Origin of the sequence: Burkholderia sp. MSMB0856 (assembly GCF_001524645.2) — a bacterium.
In the GTDB taxonomy this organism is placed as follows: Bacteria; Pseudomonadota; Gammaproteobacteria; order Burkholderiales; family Burkholderiaceae; genus Burkholderia; species Burkholderia diffusa.
This window is the reverse complement of record NZ_CP013428.1, coordinates 1828555-1850323: the sequence shown is the minus strand read 5'-3', so window position 1 is coordinate 1850323 and position 21769 is coordinate 1828555. Positions and strand designations below refer to the sequence as shown.

At 66.2% G+C, this 21769-nt stretch carries 13 protein-coding genes; 10 read left to right on the top strand and 3 right to left on the bottom strand.

Annotated features, from left to right (window positions below; genetic code table 11):
• The first annotated feature begins 24 nt into the window (after window positions 1–24).
• Together WS87_RS25860 and WS87_RS25855 are read left to right on the top strand one after the other, a co-directional pair.
• Window positions 25–1398, top strand: a complete 1374-nt coding sequence (locus WS87_RS25860) for an AAA family ATPase (RefSeq protein WP_082750671.1) — start codon at window positions 25–27, stop codon at window positions 1396–1398.
• On the top strand, window positions 1361–2263 hold the full coding sequence (locus tag WS87_RS25855) for a DUF4435 domain-containing protein (protein WP_082750670.1): 903 nt from the start codon (window positions 1361–1363) through the stop codon (window positions 2261–2263). The genes WS87_RS25860 and WS87_RS25855 overlap by 38 nt, the downstream gene beginning before the upstream one ends.
• A gap of 383 nt (window positions 2264–2646) precedes the next feature.
• Here WS87_RS25855 and WS87_RS25850 read toward each other — a convergent pair whose 3' ends face one another.
• The gene (locus WS87_RS25850) at window positions 2647–3561 is read right to left on the bottom strand and encodes a glutaminase (RefSeq protein ID WP_059692100.1); all 915 of its coding nucleotides are present in this window, start codon (window positions 3559–3561) and stop codon (window positions 2647–2649) included.
• A 224-nt stretch (window positions 3562–3785) separates the two neighbouring features.
• On the opposite strand from WS87_RS25850, the gene WS87_RS25845 reads away from it, so the two are divergent.
• Window positions 3786–4496, top strand: a complete 711-nt coding sequence (locus WS87_RS25845) for a response regulator (RefSeq protein ID WP_059526956.1) — start codon at window positions 3786–3788, stop codon at window positions 4494–4496.
• A gap of 64 nt (window positions 4497–4560) precedes the next feature.
• Window positions 4561–5691, top strand: coding sequence for an ATP-binding protein (locus WS87_RS25840; RefSeq protein WP_059526953.1), 1131 nt, complete (start codon window positions 4561–4563; stop codon window positions 5689–5691).
• 6 nt (window positions 5692–5697) lie between these two features.
• Here the strand turns inward: WS87_RS25840 and WS87_RS25835 are convergent, their stop codons facing one another.
• Entirely contained in the window at window positions 5698–8118 is a 2421-nt protein-coding gene (locus tag WS87_RS25835; protein WP_059819471.1) for a patatin-like phospholipase family protein, read from the bottom strand.
• 271 nt (window positions 8119–8389) lie between these two features.
• Between WS87_RS25835 and WS87_RS25830 the strand changes: the two genes are divergently transcribed.
• From WS87_RS25830 to WS87_RS25810, 5 genes are all read left to right on the top strand, one after another.
• Window positions 8390–9424, top strand: coding sequence for a rod shape-determining protein (locus WS87_RS25830; protein WP_059819470.1), 1035 nt, complete (start codon window positions 8390–8392; stop codon window positions 9422–9424).
• A 205-nt stretch (window positions 9425–9629) separates the two neighbouring features.
• Entirely contained in the window at window positions 9630–10289 is a 660-nt protein-coding gene (locus WS87_RS25825) for a YdcF family protein (RefSeq protein ID WP_059819469.1), read from the top strand.
• Window positions 10290–10921: 632 nt separating this feature from the next.
• Window positions 10922–16525 carry an autotransporter domain-containing protein gene (locus tag WS87_RS25820; RefSeq protein ID WP_059819468.1) on the top strand — a complete coding sequence of 1868 codons (5604 nt, stop codon included), beginning with the start codon at window positions 10922–10924 and terminating at the stop codon, window positions 16523–16525.
• Window positions 16526–16680: 155 nt separating this feature from the next.
• The gene (locus tag WS87_RS25815; protein ID WP_059819467.1) at window positions 16681–18906 is read left to right on the top strand and encodes an amylo-alpha-1,6-glucosidase; all 2226 of its coding nucleotides are present in this window, start codon (window positions 16681–16683) and stop codon (window positions 18904–18906) included.
• 103 nt (window positions 18907–19009) lie between these two features.
• Window positions 19010–19261: a hypothetical protein gene (locus WS87_RS25810; RefSeq protein ID WP_059527240.1), complete on the top strand. Its 252-nt coding sequence runs from the start codon at window positions 19010–19012 to the stop codon at window positions 19259–19261.
• A gap of 498 nt (window positions 19262–19759) precedes the next feature.
• Here the strand turns inward: WS87_RS25810 and penR are convergent, their stop codons facing one another.
• Window positions 19760–20650, bottom strand: a complete 891-nt coding sequence (gene penR, locus WS87_RS25805; RefSeq protein WP_059819466.1) for a beta-lactamase transcriptional regulator PenR — start codon at window positions 20648–20650, stop codon at window positions 19760–19762.
• 116 nt (window positions 20651–20766) lie between these two features.
• Here penR and blaPEN-bcc point away from each other — a divergent pair, with 116 nt between their 5' ends.
• On the top strand, window positions 20767–21660 hold the full coding sequence (gene blaPEN-bcc, locus WS87_RS25800; protein ID WP_059819465.1) for a PEN family class A beta-lactamase, Bcc-type: 894 nt from the start codon (window positions 20767–20769) through the stop codon (window positions 21658–21660).
• The last annotated feature ends 109 nt before the right edge of the window (window positions 21661–21769 follow it).

Below are 21769 nucleotides of genomic sequence, written 5' to 3'. Positions count from 1 at the left end.
AAAACGAAAATCAATCTATAAATAATGAAGCTTATACATTTTTCGGCTTTTGGTGTTTTTGAGTACATGAGCATATCATGTTCATTTCGACCCGATATAACGTTCATAACCGGAATTAACGGGGCCGGGAAAACAACCGCTCTACGTTTAATTTTGGCGATGTTGAAGGCGAGCCTAAAAGATCTCGATGCCATTCCGCACGCATATGCAACGTTGAATTTTGAGCATGATGATGGAAGAGTTCTGTCGATAACGACATCTTCTGGACCAGAGGGGACGCGCATATCCCTTGCTCATATCGGGGAGGCTTTGACTTATACGAACCTAGACCCTCGGTCGTATAGATTGCGAGCGAGACCCGAAGAGCGACTTGAAGAGCATTATTCCATATTAGAAGAACGATTCTCCAACCATCCGGTAATGCAGTTTCTCAGAAGTGACGTCCGAACACCTATATTCTTGGGACTTGATCGCAAAGGCACGCAGCAATTCACCCCGGATCAATCGAGCTACAACCGCGATCCCGCGCGAATGCGCGCAGGAAGCGATAGATTTTCGAGTGATCATAGCGCTTCTGCCGGACTTGCAGATGTGCAGTCCATGCTTCTCAATGAGGTTCGTCGAGTGCGCGAACGCACCGATAAAAGCGCTGAAAAATTGAGAGCAGATATATTGCTATCTGCTTTTGAGTACGACGCGATTGACGAAATTTGGGATTTTCATACAAGCCGTCAAAAAGATCGCCTAATAAGAGACTTACTTCAGAAGCGGGGGCGAATCGAGCATGGCTTGTCAAGTCTTGGCATTGAAAAGGAGAAGTACTCTCCCCTGCTGAATCGCTATTTCGGAAAATTCGAAGAATTGGCCCGCCCTATTGAGCGCAATGGAAGTGCCGATCAGGTGAAGAGCGCAGAAATAAATCAATTGATGCGATTGATGGCGAGTCGCCCAATGGTTGATCGAATGATTAAGTTGGTTGATTTGCTCGACAAGCACAGCTCGCATGTTTCATCGCTCTGGCGACACGTTAATAGATTTACGGAGCTCGTAAATCGTTTTTTTCGAGATACAGGTAAAGAGCTATTGGTTGATTCGGTAGGACGCCTTCAAGTTCGCATTGAAAATGGAGACAAACGTTCCGTATCTATTCTGTCATCGGGGGAGAGACAGATTGTCGTCATGCTCGGCCATCTAACCATTGCGGCACGGACGCTGCACAAAGGAATTTTTTTAGTCGACGAACCGGAACTTTCGCTCCATTTGAGGTGGCAAGAAAAATTTGTGGAGACGATGCAGGAGGCAAGTCCGAATGCCCAAATAATTATGGCCACTCATTCGCCTGCAATTGTGATGGACATGGATGGCAACTGCGTTGATATTCGGGGTGACCGTGATTAAATGGCCAGAACGCGCTTTGCGCAGCATGCCGGCGTTTTTTCAAGAGTGGAATGATCTTGATGTATACATCGAAGATAAGCGAAAAATTACGCAAAATATATATGTAGAGTTAATTAATAGGGTTGGCAATGGAAAATTCAAAATTGATAGGGTCTTTCCGCTTGGTGGTCGAAAAGAAGTAATCGAAAAGTGCGCTTCCGATGCCGGCTCCTCCAATCGTGCAAGGCTTTATTTAATTGATGGCGATTTGGGTTTGGCGGATGGGGTTGTCGGCCCTACCTTGCCGCAGCTTTTCGAACACCGAGTCTATTGCGTCGAAAACTATCTGGTCGACGATACAGCGGTCGTTGAATTTCTGTTCGAGGAATTTGGTGATAAAACGCGGGCGGAGATTCGATCGGAAGTAGTCTTTTCAGCTTTTGAGGAGGAGGTTCGCTGTTTAGTCGATTTGTTTGCAATGTATGCAACACTGAGAAAATTTGAACCGACCAAGCCATCTGTTTCTCTCGGGTTAAGTGGGCTGGTCAAATATGATCCGCACCCGCACTTGAATAGAGAGGCGGTCGAGGCGAGGATTTGCAATATTTATTCTGAGCTTATCAGAGACCACAGCCAAGAGGCGGTATTCGAATATTATTTATCCTCAGTGTTGCGCTGTGATTCGCTTCCTGTCGGAATAAATATTATCTCTGGAAAGGATTATTTGCTGACGCTGCTTAGGCACTTCGTGGGGAGATTTGGCAAGATCCGATGCACAAGTGAAAGTTTCGAGATCCGATTGGCGAGGAACTGTTCAATTGATAGGCATGGTGATTTTGTGAGTGCGATTAACGAAGCAATAGGTGTAAAGAGCCTTACCAGCTAGTCATCGTGCTGGCTGGATTCGTCTCGACCGCCAGTAAGGGCGAAATGCGCCTGCCTTACTCAAGAGACGTTCATAGATGTCCCTGCAGTTTGCGAGTCCGCCGCAGGTTGGTTCCACGGTGCGCTCTAAAGCAATGGACATTCGGTCGCAGCAGGATATGCCGTTGCGAATGTTCGCAACGGCCGAGGATTTGCCGGCTGTTGGTAGGCGCGGAATGTCCCATGTACTTTGCGAGCTGCCAGCTGGGCCGAGCTGCAGCAAAGGACAGCAACGGGTCGATTCCTGCCGAAAGCCGAATTCCCCATCGAACGCAGCGGCGCCCGCCGCTATGAACCCACCGGCATTGCGCCAAATGAAGTACGCCTAAACCCAACCACGCCCCCTCAAAAAATCGACCTCCCCGTATAAGTCGTCAACCACTCCAACGCCAACGTCCCCGCCAACGAGTTCCCGTTCGCATCGAGCCCCGGCGCCCACACGCACACGGCCATGTCACCCGGCAGCACCGCGACGATCCCGCCGCCGACCCCGCTCTTGGCAGGCAAGCCGACGCGATAAACGAAGTCGCCCGCCGCGTCATAGGTGCCACAGGTCAACATCAGCGCCGACAACCGCTTCGCCGAGCTCGCATCGACGACCCGCTCGCCGGTGACGGGCGCGATGCCGCCGTTCGCGAGAAACAGCGCCGCTTGCGCAAGCTCGATGCAGTTCATCGTGATCGCACACTGGCGGCAATACGCGTCGACCACCGTGTCGGGCGGCATCTGCATGTTCCCGAAGCTCGCCATGAAATGCGCCATCGCGCGGTTGCGTTCCGCATGTTCCAGTTCCGACAGCGCGACGCGCGAATCGTAGTCGACGTCGCCAACACCGATCAGCCGTCGCACGAACTCGACGAGCGCCGTCTCGGCCTTGACGAAGCGGCGGCACAGCACGTCGGTGACGACCAGCGCGCCGGCGTTGATGAACGGGTTGCGCGGCTTGCCGCGCTCGCTTTCGAGCTGAACGAGCGAATTGAACGCGGTGCCGGACGGCTCGCGGCCGACCCGCTCCCACAGCGCATCGCCCAGCAGCTGGAACGCGAGCGTGCACGCGAACAGCTTCGAGATGCTCTGGATCGAGAAGCGCTCCTGCGCGTCGCCGACGGTGTAAACGTTTCCGTCCAGCGTCACGACGGCCATCCCGAACTTGTCGGCGGGCACTTTCGCGAGCTCGGGAATGTAGTCGGCAACGCGTCCCTGGCCGATCCAGGGGGCGAGTTCGGCGTGGATGCGTTCGAGGATCGGCTGATAGTTCATCGGGTACGAGGCAGGGCGGGCGCGGAGCCCGATTTTCAAAGAGCCCGTATGGAACCGTTTCGGCGCCGATTCGTCAAGCGTGGCAGCCATCGCGCCCTTATTCTCCAGATCTTCAAACGGGCAATCGGCGGGCGCAGTATCATGCGGTACGTTTCGGCCGATGGCCGGCGGCCGGCGCAAGCCCGCCGCCGCCACGGTCTCCCCGTATGATCCGACCGTTGCCCATGTCTTTTCGCATCCTGCTCGTCGAAGACGACACCCGCCTGTCCACGCTGATCGCCGGCTACCTGCGCAAGAACGACTACGAAGTCGACACTGTGCTGCACGGTGACGCCGCCGTGCCGGCGATCCTGTCCACGCGCCCGGATCTCGTCATTCTCGACGTGAACCTGCCGGGCAAGGACGGCTTCGAGATCTGCCGCGAGGCGCGCAAGCAGTACGACGGCGTGATCATCATGGTGACGGCGCGCGACGAGCCGTTCGACGAGCTGCTCGGCCTCGAATTCGGCGCCGACGACTACGTGCACAAGCCGGTCGAGCCGCGCATCCTGCTCGCGCGGATCAAGGCGCAGCTGCGTCGCGTCCCCGCGCGCGCGGCCGAGGGTGCCGCGCCGCAGCCGGAGCGCTACACGTTCGGCCAGTTCTCGATCGACCGCACCGACCGTTCGGTCGTGCTGCCGGGCGGCAGCTCACCCGACCTCACGTCGGCCGAGTTCGACCTGCTGTGGGTGCTGGTGTGCCACGCGGGAGAAGTCGTCAGCCGCGACGACCTGATGCTGCAGCTGCGCGGCGTCGAGTTCGACGGTCTCGACCGCACGATCGACGGGCGCATCTCGAAGCTGCGCCGCAAGCTGCACGACGACGCGGGCAACCCGCAGCGGATCAAGACGATCCGCAGCAAGGGTTACCAGTTCAGCAAGCATGCGTGGGAATGACGCTGGCCCGGCACGACGCCGTCGGCCGCCGCATCCCCGCATCGCAAGATAGCCGGAAGCCGCGATGATCCGACGCACCCCTTCGCATCCCGACGCAGCGCCGCTTTCGGCGCCGCGCTATGTCAAATGGCGCTGGCTGCATTTCCGCCGCGCGTGGACCGACACGCGCGCCGACCGCATTCCGAGCTGGTCGCGCCTGTACGTGCGGACTTACCTGCATCTGCTCGGCCTCGTGCTGCTGACCGCGCTCGTGCCGGCGCTCGCGTTGTGCGTGGTGCTGTCGCCGGAAGTCGTGTGGCACGCGTTCGACGCGCTGCCGGGCGATATCTGGATCGTGCTCGCGTTCGTGTTCGCCGCGCCCGCGCTCGCCGCGTATCGGTGGATGCGGCCGGTCTGGTCGGATCTCGTGATGGTGCGCGAGCGCGCGATCGACTTCACCGGCGGGCGCTTCAACACGCGCGCGCGGGAGTCGCACAGTGTGATCATCGGCCCGCTCGCGCGCACGCTGAACGCGCTCGCGATGCGCATGGAACGGCTGATCGCCGCGCAGCGCGACCTGACGAACGGGATCTCGCACGAGCTGCGCACGCCGCTCGCGCGCGTGCGTTTCGCGCTCGAGATGCTGCGCGAGCCGGGCTCCGCCGCCGAATACAACGGTGCGCTGGAGAGCATCGCGCAGGACGTGACCGAGCTCGAGGAGCTGATCGACATGAGCCTCACGTATGCGCGGCTCGAATACAGCTCGCTGCAGTCGAACCTCGAACTGACCGCGCCCGTCGCGTGGTTCGAGCACCAGATCAGCGACGCGCAGCTGCTGTATCCGGAGCGCGCGATCGAGTCGCGCATCGCGATCGCGTCGGATCTGCGCGTGAAGATGGACCGGCGGCTGATGTCGTACGCGATGCGCAACCTGCTGCGCAACGCGAGCAAATATGCGGCGTCGCGGATCGTCGTCGGGATCGCGATCGAGCACGGCAACATCGCGATCTTCGTCGAGGACGACGGCCCGGGCGTGCCGGAGAGCGAGCGCGAGCGGATCTTCGACGCGTTCGTGCGTCTCGACCGCCGCACGGGCGGCTACGGGCTCGGCCTCGCGATCACGCGGCAGGTGCTCCACGCGCACAACGGCCGGATCGCGGTCGTCGATCCGGTCGAACTCGGCGGCGCGCGCTTCGAGATCAGCTGGCCGATCTGAGCGCCGTCAGTACGTGCGGCCGAGCTGCAGGTAGATGTTGCGCCGGCCGCCCGGCGCGAGCGCGACACCCATGTACAGCGGACCGAATGCGGTCGACAGGCTCGTGAAGAACGTGTAGCTCTGCTTGAGCGTGCCGCCGCCGACGTTCACGCCGCTCGACCACACGTTGCCGACTTCCGCGCTGGCGCCGACCGACAGCGCCTTGATCGGGGACGCGTTGAAGGTCATCAGCTGGTTCATGTAGGTCACGTTGCCGTACGCGAGTTCGTTGCCGGTCAACTGGTCGGCCGCATACGCGGCCAGATGCTGGAATCCGCCGAGCGTGAAGTTGAACGCGTTGATCAGGTTGGTGCCGCCGATGCTCTTGCCGCCCTCGATCGTCGCGCTGACGCTGTGCCGGCCGAACTGCTGCGCGATCATCGCCTTGCCGTAGAGCTCGGTATAGGGCGTGTTGGACGCATCGGCGAGGTCCTGGGCGGACTGGGTGTTGTGCGACCACAGCGACCGTTCGACACGGAATTCGCCGTAGTAGCCGCGCCGCGGGAACATCGGATCGTCGAGCTGATCGATGACGAGCCGCGCACGCGCAGTCAGCGCCTGTGACGTGAAGCTCGGCCAGATCAGCGTCGAGCTGCCGTCGTCGAACGGGAATGGCAGGTTGTAGTTCGGCGAGCCATGCCCGGTCGCGTAGCCGATACCCATCCGGAAGTCGCCGAGCCGTGCGATCGGCAGGCCGAAGTCGAGCCCGGTGCGCGCCGTCTGCATCAAGTATTGATTCAGCTTCACCTCGCCGCTGTTGTCGTACAGGTTCACGTAGCGGCGCTGGTATTCCGCATAGGGCGAAATGTAGAAACCGTACGCGGCCGGCAGCGGCTGGCGCAATTCGACGCGCGCCGACTGCAGATCGCTGCCGATCGTCGTGTCCGCGCGGAACTCGAGGCCCGATTCGGTGAGCCACGGCCGCCGGTAGCCGACATGCAGGCGGAAGCCGCCCTCGTCGGTCGAGCTGCTCGACATCCCGACGCCGAACAGCAGGAAATTCGGCCCCCAGTACTTCTCCCGCGCATCGATCTCGAGCACGTTCTCGTCGCCGTGGCTCACGATCTGCTGCGTCACGCTCTCGAAATTGCCGCCGGTCGTCAGCCCGAGCAGGTCCTGGCTGACGGTCGCCGGATCGTAGGTGTCGCCCGGTTTCACATGCAGCGCGTCGCTGACGACACGCTTCGGCACGCCGCCGGTCGTCTTGATCTCGATCCGCGTGATGCGGATCGGCGGCGGCAGCGGTTGCGCATGCGCGGACCGGTAGGCCGCGTACTGTTCCGGCGTGAGCGCGAAGTGCCTGAGCCGCGGCAGCGCCGCGGTCGCGGCGGCCGCGCCGGCGGCGATCGCCTGCTTCGCGTTCTGGAAATCGGTGAACGCGAGCGCGCCGAGGTCGGGCGTGAGCAGTACGTCCTGCGCGGCAAGCTGCTTGCGCTGCGACGTCACGTTCTGGCGGATCAGGATGCCGACCATCTGCTGCATCACGTCGGCCGGCGACGCGAGCGCGTCGAGCGGGCGCAGCGGCGAGCCGATGTCGACGGCGATCACGACCTTCGCCCCCATCTGGCGCGCGGTGTCGACCGGCAGGTTGCTGACGAGCCCGCCGTCGACGAGTGCGCGGCCGTTGATCTCGGCGGGCGCGAACAGGCCGGGCATCGCCATGCTCGCGCGGATCGCGAGCGGCAGCGATCCGCGGTCGAGCACGACCATCTGGCCCGTCTGCAGGTCGGTCGCGACCGCGCGATACGGGATCGGCAACTGGTCGAACGGCTGGTTGGTCGGCACGGCGGCGGTCCAGTTCGCGAGCAGCGCCTGCAGCCGGTTGCCCTGCACGAGGCCGACCGGCGCCTTCACGCCTTTCTTGCCGAAGCCGAGCGTCAGGCTGTTGATGTACAGTCGCTCGTCCTCGCGGCTGCTTTGCGGCAGGTCCGCGCGGTCGGTCACGTCGAACGCGATGTCGGCGAGGTTCACCTCCGACAGCTGCTTCTGCATCTCGTCGGCGGCCATCCCGCTCGCATACAGGCCGCCGACCACGGCGCCCATGCTGGTGCCGGCGATGCAGTCGATCGGAATGCGGTTCTCCTCGAGTACCTTCAGCACGCCCAGGTGCGCGTATCCGCGGGCGCCGCCGCCGGACAGCACGAGGCCGATCGCCGGCCGGCCGGCCGGGCCGCCGTCGGCGTTGCAGGTCGGTGCGGGCTTGGCGGCGGGGGCGGCGGCCGTCGTGGCGAGCGCGCCCGGTGCGGCGGCAGTGGCCGCCGTCACGGGGCCGGCGGGGGTGTCGGCGGCCGGCAAGGGCTGCGCGGCAACGGTGCAGCACCAGAGCGCAACGAGCGTTGCGCCGAGTGGGCGCACCCCGAGCCAGCGGGGAAAAGCGGTCGCTGTCATGGAGGAATACCTGGCGTGATCGGTCGTCGGACGCCTGCCGGGAGCAGGCAAGACCGAGAGATTACCGTGTTTTACAAGCGCGACGCGAGAGGCCGATGCGTAGCCGCGGGCCTGCCGGAACGCACATTCGGCAATCGCGTCGCGAAAAAATCATGGGAATTGTCTAAAGTACCGGAACGATTTGCCGCTAAGTCCATGATGGGGCGGTAAAAGCGCGCCGCGGTGACGCGGCCTGGCCGTTTCGGCCGGTTTGTTCAAAAAAAGGCTTGATATGTCGACACCGCTGTTCGGAAAGTTGTTTGCGCAACCCGTTGCGATCGACCCTGGAACGGCGAGTACGCGGATTTATACACACGAGCGCGGCGTGGTGCTGAACCAGCCGTCGGTCGTCTGCTTTCGCAAGGGCGGCGCGACCGACGCGCGACCGACGCTCGAAGCGGTCGGCGAGCTCGCGAAGGCGCTGCTCGGCCGTGAGCCGGGGCATCTGGAGGCCGTGCGGCCCATGCGGCATGGCGTGATCGCCGATGCGCACGCCGCCGAGCAGATGATCCGCCGTTTCATCGACATGTCGCGCACGCGTTCGCGTTTCAGCCGCCGCGTCGAGGTCACGCTGTGCGTGCCGTCGGATGCGACGGCGGTCGAGCGCCGCGCGATCCGCGAGGCCGCGTTCGCCGCCGGTGTATCGGACGTCGAACTGATCGAGGAAGCGCTTGCCGCCGGGCTCGGCGCGGGCCTGCCGGTCACCGAGCCGGTCGGCTCGATGGTGATCGATATCGGCGGCGGGACGACCGAAGTCGCGGTGATCGCGCTCGGCGGCATCGTCTACCGCGAAGCGATCCGCGTGGGCGGCAACCAGTTCGACGCGGCGATCGTCAACCACGTGCGCAACTTGTACGGCGTGCTGCTCGGCGAGCAGACCGCCGAGCGCGTGAAGAATTCGATCGGCTCGGCCACCAGCGCGGTGCCGCGCACGTCGACGCGCGCGATCGGGCGCGGCGTCGCGGACGGCCTGCCGCGCTCGATCGAGCTGTCCAACCACGACGTGGCGGACGCGCTGGCCGCACCGCTCAAGCAGGTGATCGGCGCGGTGAAGTCGGTGCTGGAAAATGCGCCGGCCGAACTCCTGACCGACATCGCGCATCGCGGCGTGGTGCTCACGGGCGGCGGCGCGCTGCTCGCGGGCCTCGAACGCCTGCTGCGCGACGAGACCGGGCTGACCGCGCGGATCGCCGACGAGCCGGCCACCTGCGCGGTGCGCGGCGCGGGGGAGGCGATGGGGCGGCTCGCGACGTGTCCGGTGGATTGACGCCGGCCGGGCCGGCGCATTGGCGTTCCTCGCCGGTCTTCCGAACCCCGAATCTCCAGCATGCCGAACGTCGTCCGGATTCTCCGGACGCGCTCGGCAGGTCGTGTCGACCGCGTTACCTGGACAGGCGCGAGCGCGCCGTGGCAGCATGCCGGGCCGTGTGCCGTGCAAACCGGCGGCGCGCTTCCCCAGGAGTCCGACAGCTTTGAACCAGCGTTTCAAGAAGGGCCGTGCGGCCCGAATCGGCCGCGTGCTGGCCGCATTCGCGTGTTTGTGGATCGTCGCGGCCGTCATGCTCGTCGGAACCGGGATGCGGATGCCGAGCGCGCCGGCCGACGTCGCGGTGATCTTCGGCAATGCGCTCGACGACGGTGGCGCGCCGAAACCGGTGCTCGCGGCGCGGCTCGACGTCGGCGTGCGCTGCTATCGCACCGGGCAGTGTCCGGCGTTCCTCGTCAGCGGCGCGATCGACGGCCCCGGGCTGAACGAGGCGACCGCGATGCGCGACTATCTGGTCGCGCGCGGCGTGCCGGCCGACCGGATCGCCGTCGACGACCAGGGCGACAACACGCTCGCGACCGCGCAGCACACGCGCGCGTACATGCAGGCGCACCGGATGTCGCGCGTGCTGATCGTCAGCCAGTATTACCACCTCGCGCGGGCGCGCCTCGCGTTCGAGCGGGTCGGCATCGCGCCCGCGAACATCTTCGCCGCGTATCCGCGCCGCTTCCAGTGGCGCGATATCTATTCGAGCTGGCGGGAAGTGCCCGCATACGCGATCTACGCGCTGCGCCTGTGGCTCGATCCCGATGCGCGACCCATGTCGTTCCGGCCGATGCTCTATCTGATAAGCCTGTTTTCGTAACATGCCGTGCCGGCCGGGAATCGATCGATTTCACGGCTTTCATTTTCATTTCAAAGCGGCGATTTCATGTGCGCCTGATTCGAACGTGCTTGGCGGGACGTTGAAAATCCGTGCTTTCAATTAGCAAATGAAATGGATCCGGATAATGTGTGCCGGCTGCCGCCGTCATCATTCATATCGCACCGCGAAAATCCAGCCGGCGATTCAGTGCGAAATATCGGTGTTTTCACGGATTCCGCGGCGTCGGTAGCTTGGCCCCGGATTTTGCCGGAATGACCGGGAAGCCTGCGTAAGCCGGTCGCTCCACGCATTTTCCCAAGTAAAAAATACGCATTCGATTGACCTCGATCAGATAACGAAACATCGACTGGAAAACCGCGTTTTTTTGATATAGCCTAGTCTGACAAAAGCAGACGGAAATCAAATCAACCAGAAAGTCGCTGCATAAAAAAACGAGGGGTCGCGATCATGGCATCCGGTTAGTTTTGCGTTCGCAAACGAGAATCGATTAACCAGCAGTTCATCCACGAATAAACCGACGTCGTTCCGCGACCGCCGGAGGGCACGCTTGCGTCCCGGATTTTCCGCTGTCGCCGGTCCGATCAGCATCCATGCCGATGATGAGGGGAAGCATGAACATTGCGCATTCGAAGAAGAGCGGGGAGCCGTTTCCGAGATTCCTGTTGCCGACGGGGGTTTTCCTGGCATTGTCCGGCGCGGGCATCGTTCCCGCGTACGCGACCTGCAGCACGGCGGGCACCACGGTAACCTGCTCGGGCGTCGCGAATCCGCTGGCGCCGAGCTATGCGAATAGCGCGAACAACCTGAACGTCACCGTCAATCCCGGCGCGAGCGTCGGCGTGTTGCTGGGCGTCGGCGGCACCGCGATGTCGCTGACCGGGAACAACAACACGCTGACCAACAACGGCTTGATCGACCCGTCCGCGCTCGGCTCGGGGCTCGGCGTGCTGTCGAGCGGCGCGGTGGTCGGCAATGCGTCGGCGAGCAACACCACCGTCACCAACAACGGCACGATGAACGGCTCGACCGGGGTAGCGATCAGCGGCGTGACCGGCATGGCGCTGTCGGTCCAGAACGGCACCGGCGGCACGTCGACCATCAATAACACCGGCACGATCGGCTCGAACCCGCTGGTCGGCGCGACGCTGTCCGGCGCGGATGCACCCGTGGTCGCCGCGTACGGCGGCGGAACGGTCAACATGACGAACAGCGGGACGATCAACGGCCGCGTGTCGCTCGGCACGAACGGTACGCCCGGGCAGGGCAACACGTTCACCAACTCGGGCACGATCAACGGCGGCGTGTCGATGGGCGCGAACAGCAACAACACGTTCAACGCGGTGACAGGCTCGTCGGTCAACGCGGCGGGCGGCACCGGCGGCGCGTTCAACATCACGATCGGGCCGAACACGATCAACGTGGCGGCGACGGGGATCGTCGACGGCGGCGCGGGCGGCAACAACACGCTGAACCTGCAGCAGGGCACCTCCGCGAACGGCACGATCGCGGTCAACAATTACATCAACTTCAATCATCTCGACGTCACGAGCGGCAACTGGACGATCAACGGCCCGTCGACCGCGCAGGACGCGACGCTCGCGGGCGGCGTCGCGATCATCAACGACAACGCGTCGCTCGGCACGGGCACGATCACGGCCAACGGCGGCGCGTTGCAGGCGGGCACGGCGGGGCTCAACGTGTCGAACAACGTGGCGCTCGGCACCGCGCTGACGGTGCAGGGCGCGACCGGGCTCACGCTGTCGGGCACGGTGTCGGGCAGCGGCGCGCTGACGAAGAACGACGGCGGCACGCTGACGCTGTCGGGCGCCAACACCTATGCGGGCGGCACGAACTTGAACGGCGGCGGCCTCGTGGCCGGCAACAACCTGGCGCTCGGCACGGGCGCGCTGAACGTCAATGCGGCGGCGTCGCTCGACACGAGCGCGAGCGTCACGCTCAACAATGCGGTCAATCTCAACAACAGCGCGACGCTGACGCTCGGCGGCAGCAACGACCTCGGGCTGTCCGGCACGATCAGCGGAAACGGCGGCCTGGTGAAGAACGGCGCGGCGACGCTGTCACTGAGCGGCGTGAACACCTACACGGGCGACACGACGATCGTCAGCGGCACGCTTGCGCTGAGCGGTGCGGGCAGCCTCGCGGCGACCGGCACGGTGAACCTGACCGGCGCGGGCGCGACATTCGACTTGGGCGGCGCGTCGGGCGCGCGGACGATCGGCGCGCTGTCCGGCGCGGCCGGCACGAACGTGAACCTCGGCGCCAACACGCTGACCCTCAACGGCACCGTCAACGCAACCTACGCGGGCACGATCGGCGGTGCGGGCAGCGTGACGCTGTCCGGCCCCGGCACGCAATCGCTGACCGGCACGAACACGTATACAGGCGGCACGAACCTGAACGGCGGCAACCTCGTCGTCGGCAGCAACGCGGCGCTGGGTTTGGGCGCGGTGAACGTCAACGGCTCGTCGACGCTCGATGCGACCACCAACGTGTCGCTCGCGAACGGCATCAACGTCGCCACCGGCACGACGCTGACCGTGGTCGGCAGCACCGATCTCGGGCTCGGCGGCACGATCTCCGGCGGCGGCGGGCTCGTGAAGAACGGCGCGGCGACGCTGACGCTGAACGGCGCGAACAACTACACGGGCGGCACGACGCTGAACGCGGGCGTCCTCGCGCTCGGCAATGCCGCGGCCCTCGGTACCGGCACGTTGACCGTCGGCGGCGCGGCGACGCTCGATGCGACCACGAACCTGGCGATCGGCAACGCGATCGATCTCGGCGCGAGCACGGCGCTCACGCTGGGCGGCAGCAATGCACTCGGGCTGGGCGGCGGGATTTCCGGCACGGGCGCGCTCGTGAAGAACGGCGCGGCGACCGTGACGCTGACGGGCGCGAACACGTATACGGGCGGCACGACGATCAACGCAGGCACGCTGGCGATCGGCGCGGGCGGCAGCCTGGCGGGGACCGGCGCGATGAATCTGGCGAACGCGGGCGCGACGCTCGACCTGAGCGGTGCGACGACGGGCACGCAGTCGATCGGTGCGCTGGACGGCGTGGCCGGCACGAACGTGAATCTCGGCGCCAACACGCTGACGCTGGGCGGGGCGACCGGCGGCACGTTCAACGGGGCGATCGGCGGGACCGGCAGCCTGACGCTGGCGGGCACCGGCACGCAGACGCTGAACGGCGCGAGCACCTATTCGGGCGGCACGAACCTCAATAGCGGCGGCCTGGTGCTCGGCAACGCCGCGGCGCTCGGCACCGGCGCGCTGAACGTCGGCGGCGCGGCGACGCTCGATACGAACGCGAGCCTGTCGATCACCAACGCAGTCGATCTCGGCACGGGGGCGACGCTGACGCTCGGCGGCAGCAACGCGCTCGGATTGAGCGGCGCGATCTCCGGCGCGGGCGCGCTCGTGAAGGACGGCACGGCGACCACGACGCTGACGGGCGCGAACACCTACACGGGCGGCACGACGATCAATGCGGGCACGCTGGCGATCGGCGCGGGCGGCAGCCTGGTCGCGACCGGCGCGATGAATCTCGCGAACGCGGGCGCGACGCTCGACCTGAGCGGTGCGACGGGTGCGCAAACGCTCGGCGCGCTGTCGGGCGTGGCCGGCAGCAACGTGAATATCGGCGCCAACGCGCTGACGCTGGGCGGGACGGGCAACGGCACGTTCAACGGGGCGATCGGCGGGACCGGCAGCCTGACGCTGGCCGGCACAGGCACGCAGACGCTGAACGGCGCGAGCACTTATTCGGGCGGCACGAATCTCAATAGCGGCGGCCTGGTGCTCGGCAACGCCGCGGCACTCGGCACCGGCGCGCTGAACGTCGGCGGCGCGGCGACGGTCGATACGAACACGAACCTGTCGATGACGAATGCGGTCGATCTCGGCACGGGGGCGACGCTGACGCTCGGCGGCAGCAACGCGCTCGGATTGAGCGGCGCGATCTCCGGCGCGGGCGCGCTCGTGAAGGATGGCGCGGCGACCACGACGCTGACGGGCGCGAACACCTACACGGGCGGCACGACGATCAATGCGGGCACGCTGGCGGTCGGCGCGGGCGGCAGCCTGGCCGCCACCGGCGCGATGAATCTCGCGAACGCGGGCGCGACGCTCGACCTGAGCGGTGCGACGGGTGCGCAAACGCTCGGCGCGCTGTCGGGCGTGGCTGGCAGCAACGTGAGCCTCGGCGGCAATGCGCTGACGCTGGGCGGAACCGCCAGCGGCGTGTTCGGCGGGGTGATCGGCGGCACCGGCGGCCTGACGGTCGCGGGCTCCGGCATCCAGACACTGACGGGCGCGAACACGTACACGGGCGGCACGACGATCGCGGCGGGCGGCACGCTGCAGCTCGGCAACGGCGGCACGTCGGGCAGCGTGGTCGGCAATGTCGTCGACAACGGCGCGCTGATCTTCAACCAGTCCGCCAACGTGACGCTCGCGAGCGTGCTGTCCGGCACCGGCTCGCTGACCCAGGCCGGCAGCGGACAACTGACGCTGACCGGCACCAGTACGCTGAGCGGCCCCACCACCGTCGCCGCGGGCACGCTCGCCGTCGACGGTTCGCTCGGCCAGTCGACCGTGACCGTGCAGAACGGCGCGACGCTGACGGGCACCGGCACGGTCGGCGGCCTCGTCGTGCAGAGCGGCGCGTTCGCGGCCGTGTCGCAGCCGGGCGCGGCGCTGAACGTCGCCGGCAACGTCACGTTCCAGCCGGGCTCGACGCTGCAGGTCGCGGTCACGCCGCAGCAGGGCGGCAGCATCGCGGCGAGCGGCGCGGCCACGCTGAACGGCGGCACCGTGCAGGTGCTCGCGAACCAGGCCAGCTACCAGCCGACCACGAAGTACACGATCCTCACCGCATCGTCGGGCGTGCAGGGCACGTTCAGCCAGGTGAATTCGAACTACGCGTTCCTGATGCCGACGCTCAGCTACGATCCGGACCACGTGTACCTGCAGCTCGTCACGAACGGCACGTCGCTGCCCGATGTCGCGACGACGCCGAACCAGCGCGCGGTCGCGACCGCGATCGGCGCGCTCGGCACGGGCAACCCGCTGTACGACACGATACTGACGACCGACGCGGCCACCGCGCGCCGCGCCTACGGGATGCTCGACGGCGAACTGCAAGCGAGCCTGAAGAGCATGCTGCTGCTCGACAGCCGCTACGTGCGCGATGCCGTCACCGATCGCGTGCGCCAGGGCCTCGCGCCCGGATCGGGGCCGCTCGCTGCGCTGTCGTCGGGCGGCGCCGCGCTGTGCGGCGACAACACGGCCGGTGTCGCCGACCCGACGTTGCCGCCGGAACGCCGGATCGGTTCGCGGGAGGGCTGCTATGGCGGCACGCCGTATCAGCCGGTGGTCTGGGGGCAGGCGTTCGGCGGCCGCAGCAGGCTCGCGGGCGACGGCAACACGTCGGCGATCAACCGCAGCATGACGGGCTTCATCGCCGGTGCCGACATGGCGCTCAACGACAAGTGGCGGGCCGGCCTGGCCGCCGGCGTCACGCACAGCTCGCTCGACAACGACCAGAGTTCGTCGGCGTCGGTCAACAGCTATTACCTGTCGCTGTACGGCGGCGCGCAATACGGTGCGCTCGGCGTGCGCGGCGGCGCGTCGTACACGTGGTACCGGATCAACAGCGACCGCAATCCGGGCTTCGCGGGCTTCTCCGATCACGATTCGGCCGGCTACAACGCGCATTCCGCGCAGGTGTTCGGCGAAGTCGGCTATGCGCTGCCGGTCGGGCCGGTCGCGCTCGAACCGTTCGCGGGTCTTGCCTACGTGAACCTGCATACCGACGGCTATACGGAAAGCGGCGGTGCGGCCGCGCTGCGCGCCGGCGGCGAGACGACCCACGTCGGTTTCTCGACGCTCGGCGTGCGTGCCGCGTCGCAGCTCGGCACGATCGCGAGCGGCACGTTCACCGCGCGCGGGACGGTCGGCTGGCGGCACGCGTTCGGCAACGTGCAGCCGTCGTCGGCGTTCACGTTCGCGAACGGCGGTACGTCGTTCCAGGTGTCGGGCGTGCCGATTGCTCGCGACAGCGCGGTGCTCGAAGCGGGGATCGACGCGGCCATCACGAAGCGCCTGACGCTTGGCCTCACGTTCAGCGGCCAGTACGGCAGCGGCGTGCGTGACAACGCGGTGCTCGGCAACATCCTGTGGAAGTTCTGAGCACCGCCTGATGTGCCTGTGCGCGACCTCGTGCGGCGACGGCAACGCCGCGGGGGTCGCGTCTTTTTCGTCGCTGCGCGCACTCCCCGTTCTGGCCTATCCTGTGCGAAACACGCGACGCGCACCGCGCGTTGCGCCTCGACACAGGAGCATCGATGCCGAATCACGCCGAAGCCACCACGACGCAGGCGCCGCAAGTCGCGCCGGTTCCCCCGACCCAGGCGACGGGCGCCGCGTTCATCGCCCCCGAAGCCGATCCGCAGGCACTCGCACGCAACAACCAGTACGTATTGAAATCCGGCGACGCGTTCGTGGTCAGTGACGCGCTCGGCGACATCGGCGGCCATGACGACGGCCTGTTCGTCGACGACATGCGCGTGCTGTCGACATGGCGTCTGACCTTCGGCGGCCGCGCGCCGTCGCTGCTGTCGGGCGCGACGAGCGCGGACAACGCGTCGTTCACCGCGCACCTGACGAACCGCCCGCTGCCGCCGCTCGGCGGCCGCGAGACGCCCGAGGGCGTGATCCACATCGAACGGATGCGCGTGCTCGCGGGCGACGTGCTGTACGAAGCGCTGACACTGACGAACTACGGCGCGAGCGAGGCCGAGGTGCCGCTGTCGCTGTCGTTCGCGGCGGATTTCAAGGACATGTTCGAAGTGCGCGGCACGCCGCGCCCGAAGCGCGGCACGGTGGTCGCGCCGCGCGTCGACGCCGGTGCGGTGCGGCTGCGCTACGACGGCCTCGACAAGGTCGAGCGCAACGTGACCGTGCATTTTTCGCCGGCGCCCGACGCGCTGTCGGTCGATCGCGCCGATTACACGCTGACGATCGCCGCGCAGGCGTGCGTGTCGATCTACTTGACCGTCGACGCGACGCTCGGCCCGGCGCACGACGGGGAAGGCCCGGGATGCGGCCGCGTCGCACTGCGCACCGCGCTCGTCGGCGTGCATCGAGAGATGCGTTCGCGGCGCGAGTCGATGGCGCGCGTGAACACCGGCAATCCGCTGTTCGATGCGTGGCTCGACCGGTCGCTCGCGGATCTCGGGCTGCTCACGACGCAGCTCGACACCGGGCCGTATCCGTATGCGGGCATTCCGTGGTTTTCGACGCCGTTCGGCCGCGACGCGGTGATCACGTCGCTGCAGATGCTGTGGCTGCAGCCGTCGCTCGCGCGTGGCGTGCTGCGCTTTCTCGCGGAGCACCAGGCACGCGAGACATCCGCGTTCCGCGACGCGGAGCCCGGCAAGATCATGCACGAGTTCCGCCGCAGCGAGATGGCCGCGACGGGCGAGGTGCCGTTCGCGCTGTATTACGGTGGCGTCGACACGACCCCGCTGTTCATCGTGCTCGCGGGCGCGTACGTCGAGCACACCGGCGACGACGCGCTGATCGACGAACTGTGGCCCGCGCTCGAGCGCGCCGCGCAGTGGGTGATCGACAAGTGCGACCGTAATCCGTACGGGCTGCTCGATTACCAGCGCACGTCGGAGCGCGGCCTCGCGAACCAGGGCTGGAAGGATAGCCACGATTCGGTGTTCCACGCGGACGGTCACTTCCCCGACGGCCCGATCGCGCTCGTCGAAGTGCAGGCGTATGCGTGCGCTGCGCTCGATGCGATGTCGATGTGCTCGCACCGGCGCGGCCACGCGGCCGACTCGACGCGCTACGCGTTGCGCGCGAAGGCGCTGCGCGACCAGGTCGACGCGCTGTTCTGGATGCCGGAGGGCGAGTTCTACGGGATCGCGCTCGACGGTCACGGCGACCTGTGCCGCGTGCTGGCGTCGAATGCGGGCCATCTGCTCGCGTTCGGGCTGCCCGACGCCGAGCGCGGCGCGGCGGTCGCCGGCGTGCTCGGCTCGACGCTGTTCCAGACGGGCTGGGGCATTCGCACGCTCGCGGCCGGCCAGCCGCGCTTCAATCCGATGGCCTATCACAACGGTTCGGTGTGGCCGCACGACAATGCGCTGATCGCGCGCGGGCTTGCGCGCTACGGCGACAAGACGGCCGCGGTGAACCTGCTGCGCGCGCTGTTCGAAGCCGCGGTCAGCTTCGAGATGCGGCTGCCGGAGCTGTTCTGCGGGTTCCCGCGCCGGCGCGGCGAGCCGCCGACGGCCTATCCGGTCGCGTGCCTGCCGCAGGCGTGGGCGGCCGGTGCGCCGTTCATGATGCTGCAGGCCTGTCTCGGCGTGAGCGTGGACGCGGCGCGCCACGAAGTGCGCGTCGAACGCCCGGCGCTGCCCGAAGGCGTCGACTGGCTGCGCATCGACGAACTGCGGGTCGGCGACGAAACCGTATCGCTGACGTTCCGGCGCGTCGATGGCCAGGTGGTCGCGGCGGCGGCGCAGCCGGGGCGGGTGAAGGTGGTCGCGGTGCTGTAGTCGTGCAGCGGCCTGCACGGACGTTGCGCGATGTCGCGCCACGTCCGCGCGCAGCGGCATAGAATCGTGACATGACCCTTGAACGATGGCGGAGGCACCTACGATGACGACCGACAATCGGCCCGACGACGGCGAGCACAAGCTCGAGAATCTGGAAGCGGCGGTCGACCACCTGCACAAGTCGATCGAGTCGCAGAGCATCGCGGCTGGCGCGGCGAAGGGCATCTTGTTCAGCCTGATCGAAACGCTCGGCGCGCTGATCGGCGATCCCGACCTGCCCGAACATGCGCGCTCCGGATACGAGGCGCTGCGCGACAAGGCGCGTGATTTGCGCGGCGGGCTCGACCGGCATTGATGAACCGGCAGCGCGGGCGTCGGCCGCACGGCCCGCGCCGGTGCTGCCCAATCCTGCGCGGCGCGCACAAAACCCCGTGCGCTCAACGAGTTAGCCCGCCGGTGCGCAGGATATCCACAAGCTTGCCAACACAATCTGTGGAGAACCGTCCGGCCCCCAAAACCGGCTGCGTGGTGCAGGCTTTGAGGCCGCAAACGATGCCGCGTCATTGACCTGCCTGCCCCGATCTACTGAATCCCCTTTTGTATCAGGATGTTACGCGTCACATTGGTGGATTATCCACAGGCTTGCCAACAAAATCTGTGGATAAGTCTGACGTGATTGCTTCCTGATGGTTGAGGATCCGGCGCGCGGCGGCCGGCAGGCTCGCGCCTTTGCGCACGGGCTGCCCGATGCGCGCATCGGCGCGGTAATTCGTGCGCGATCAACGGGTTAGGCCCCGGGTACCCAGGATATCCACACCCTTGCCAACACAATCTGTGGACAAGCAGGGCGCCATCATGCGACCGGCGCCGCGTCGGCCGCTTCCGCAACGATCCAGTCGCGAAACAGCGTCATCGCCGGCGTGAGCGGCTTCGACTTCAGCGACGTGAGCCAGTAGCCGCCCGCGCGCACGTCGATGTCGAGCGGCCGCGCGAGCTGGCCGAGCTGCAGTTCGCGCGCGAACATGCAGGCTGGCGCGAGCGCGATGCCCGCGCCCTGCATCGCGGCCTCGACCATCAGCCGCGACGAATCGAACACGGGCCCGTTCACCGCCCACGGTTCGAGCTGCGCGGCGTCGAACCAGCCGAGCCATTCGTCGGTGCGGTACGAGCGCAGCAGCGTTTCGTTCGCGAGATCGGCCGGCCGTGCGAGACGCCGCGCGATCTCCGGCGCGCACAGCGCGGTGAGCGGTGCATCGAGCAGCCGCTCGTTGCGCGTCGCCGGCCAGTTGCCTTCCCCGAAGCGGATCGCGAAATCGAGGCCCTCGGCCGCGAGGTCGACGACGTTGTTGTTGGTCCGCAGCCGCAGCTCGACGAACGGGTGCGTGTCGCCGAAGCGCTTCAACCGTGGCATTAGCCAGCCTAGGGCAAAGGTGCCGACCGCGCCGAGCGTCAGCACCTCGCGGAAGCGCCCGCCCTCGAACTGCTTGAGCACGGTCTCGATCCGGCTGAATGCGTCGCTGAGCACCGGCAGCAGCGCGCGCCCTTCGTCGGTGAGCCCGAGGCCGCGCGGCAGCCGGGTGAACAGCGAGCAGCCCAGCCGCTCCTCGAGCGAACGCACCTGCTGGCTCACGGCGGCCTGGGTCACGCTCAGCTCGAGGCCGGCGCGCGTGAAGTTCAGGTGGCGCGCCGACGATTCGAACGCGCGCAATGCATTCAGCGGAAGATGAGGGCGGAGCTTGGTCATAAGAATTTCTTGTGGCAGCGCTCAATTATCGTTGCTTGTCAGGCAACCGTAAAGTCACGATAGTGCTGTCTCGCCGGCCGGCCGTTCCGCATTCATTCCACCACGAGAGACACGACATGACCTACTCATCGCAACGTCGAACCCTGTTGCTGGCCGCCGCGACGGCGCCACTCGTCCTGACCGTCGCCGCGTGCGCGTCGCCGCCGGCCGCGGGGCGGGACGTTTCGTCCGCGACGTCGTTTGCCGCGCTCGAGCGCGCGGCGGGCGGCCGTCTCGGCGTGTGCGCGATCGACACCGCGAGCGGCCTGCACGCGCTGCATCGCGCGGACGAGCGCTTCCCGTTCTGCAGCACGTTCAAGGCGATGCTGAGCGCGGCGGTGCTCGCGCAGAGCGTCGAGCACCCGGGGCTGCTGCAGCAGCGCGTGACGATCGCGCAGTCCGATCTCGTGAACTACTCGCCGGTGTCGGGCAAGCACGTCGGCACCGGGATGACCGTCGCCGAATTGTGCGAGGCGGCGATCCAGTACAGCGACAACTCGGCCGCGAACCTGGCGATGAAGCTGATCGGCGGGCCGGAGGCGGTGACCGCGTATGCACGCTCGATCGGCGACGACATGTTCCGGCTCGATCGCTGGGAGACCGAACTGAACACCGCATTGCCGGGCGACCCGCGCGACACGACGACGCCCGCCGCGATGGCCGCGAGCATGCGCGTGCTCACGCTCGGCGACGCGCTTCCGCCGGCGCAGCGTGCGCAGCTCGTCGCGTGGCTGCGCGGCAACAAGGTCGGCGACAAGCGGATTCGCGTGGGCGTGCCGGCCGGGTGGCAGGTGGCCGACAAGACCGGCACCGGCGACTACGGGACGACGAACGATGCAGGAGTGATCTGGCCGCCGTCGCGCGCGCCGATCGTGCTCGTCGTGTACTACACGCAGGCGCGTGCCGATGCGAAGGCGAAGGACGACGTGATCGCCGCCGCCGCGCGCATCGCGGTCGCGACGTTCGCCTGAGCGGGCGGCGCGGCGTGCGTTCATCGACGGATGGACGAAGCGATGGAGGCACGTCGTGCCGCGGTCGTGACCGGCAGGTCGAAACGTTGTGCGATCAACGACTTAGGTC

What these genes read in the sequence shown, in the direction of transcription:
- WS87_RS25820 (WP_059819468.1), top strand. Translation starts at nt 10,922, where the DNA reads ATGAACATTGCGCATTCGAAGAAGAGCGGGGAGCCGTTTCCGAGATTC.
- WS87_RS25855 (WP_082750670.1), top strand. Translation starts at nt 1,361, where the DNA reads ATGGCAACTGCGTTGATATTCGGGGTGACCGTGATTAAATGGCCAGAA.
- WS87_RS25810 (WP_059527240.1), top strand. Translation starts at nt 19,010, where the DNA reads ATGACGACCGACAATCGGCCCGACGACGGCGAGCACAAGCTCGAGAAT.
- penR (WP_059819466.1), bottom strand. Translation starts at nt 20,650, where the DNA reads ATGACCAAGCTCCGCCCTCATCTTCCGCTGAATGCATTGCGCGCGTTC.
- WS87_RS25850 (WP_059692100.1), bottom strand. Translation starts at nt 3,561, where the DNA reads ATGAACTATCAGCCGATCCTCGAACGCATCCACGCCGAACTCGCCCCC.
- WS87_RS25835 (WP_059819471.1), bottom strand. Translation starts at nt 8,118, where the DNA reads ATGACAGCGACCGCTTTTCCCCGCTGGCTCGGGGTGCGCCCACTCGGC.
- WS87_RS25845 (WP_059526956.1), top strand. Translation starts at nt 3,786, where the DNA reads ATGTCTTTTCGCATCCTGCTCGTCGAAGACGACACCCGCCTGTCCACG.
- blaPEN-bcc (WP_059819465.1), top strand. Translation starts at nt 20,767, where the DNA reads ATGACCTACTCATCGCAACGTCGAACCCTGTTGCTGGCCGCCGCGACG.
- WS87_RS25860 (WP_082750671.1), top strand. Translation starts at nt 25, where the DNA reads ATGAAGCTTATACATTTTTCGGCTTTTGGTGTTTTTGAGTACATGAGC.
- WS87_RS25815 (WP_059819467.1), top strand. Translation starts at nt 16,681, where the DNA reads ATGCCGAATCACGCCGAAGCCACCACGACGCAGGCGCCGCAAGTCGCG.
- WS87_RS25830 (WP_059819470.1), top strand. Translation starts at nt 8,390, where the DNA reads ATGTCGACACCGCTGTTCGGAAAGTTGTTTGCGCAACCCGTTGCGATC.
- WS87_RS25840 (WP_059526953.1), top strand. Translation starts at nt 4,561, where the DNA reads ATGATCCGACGCACCCCTTCGCATCCCGACGCAGCGCCGCTTTCGGCG.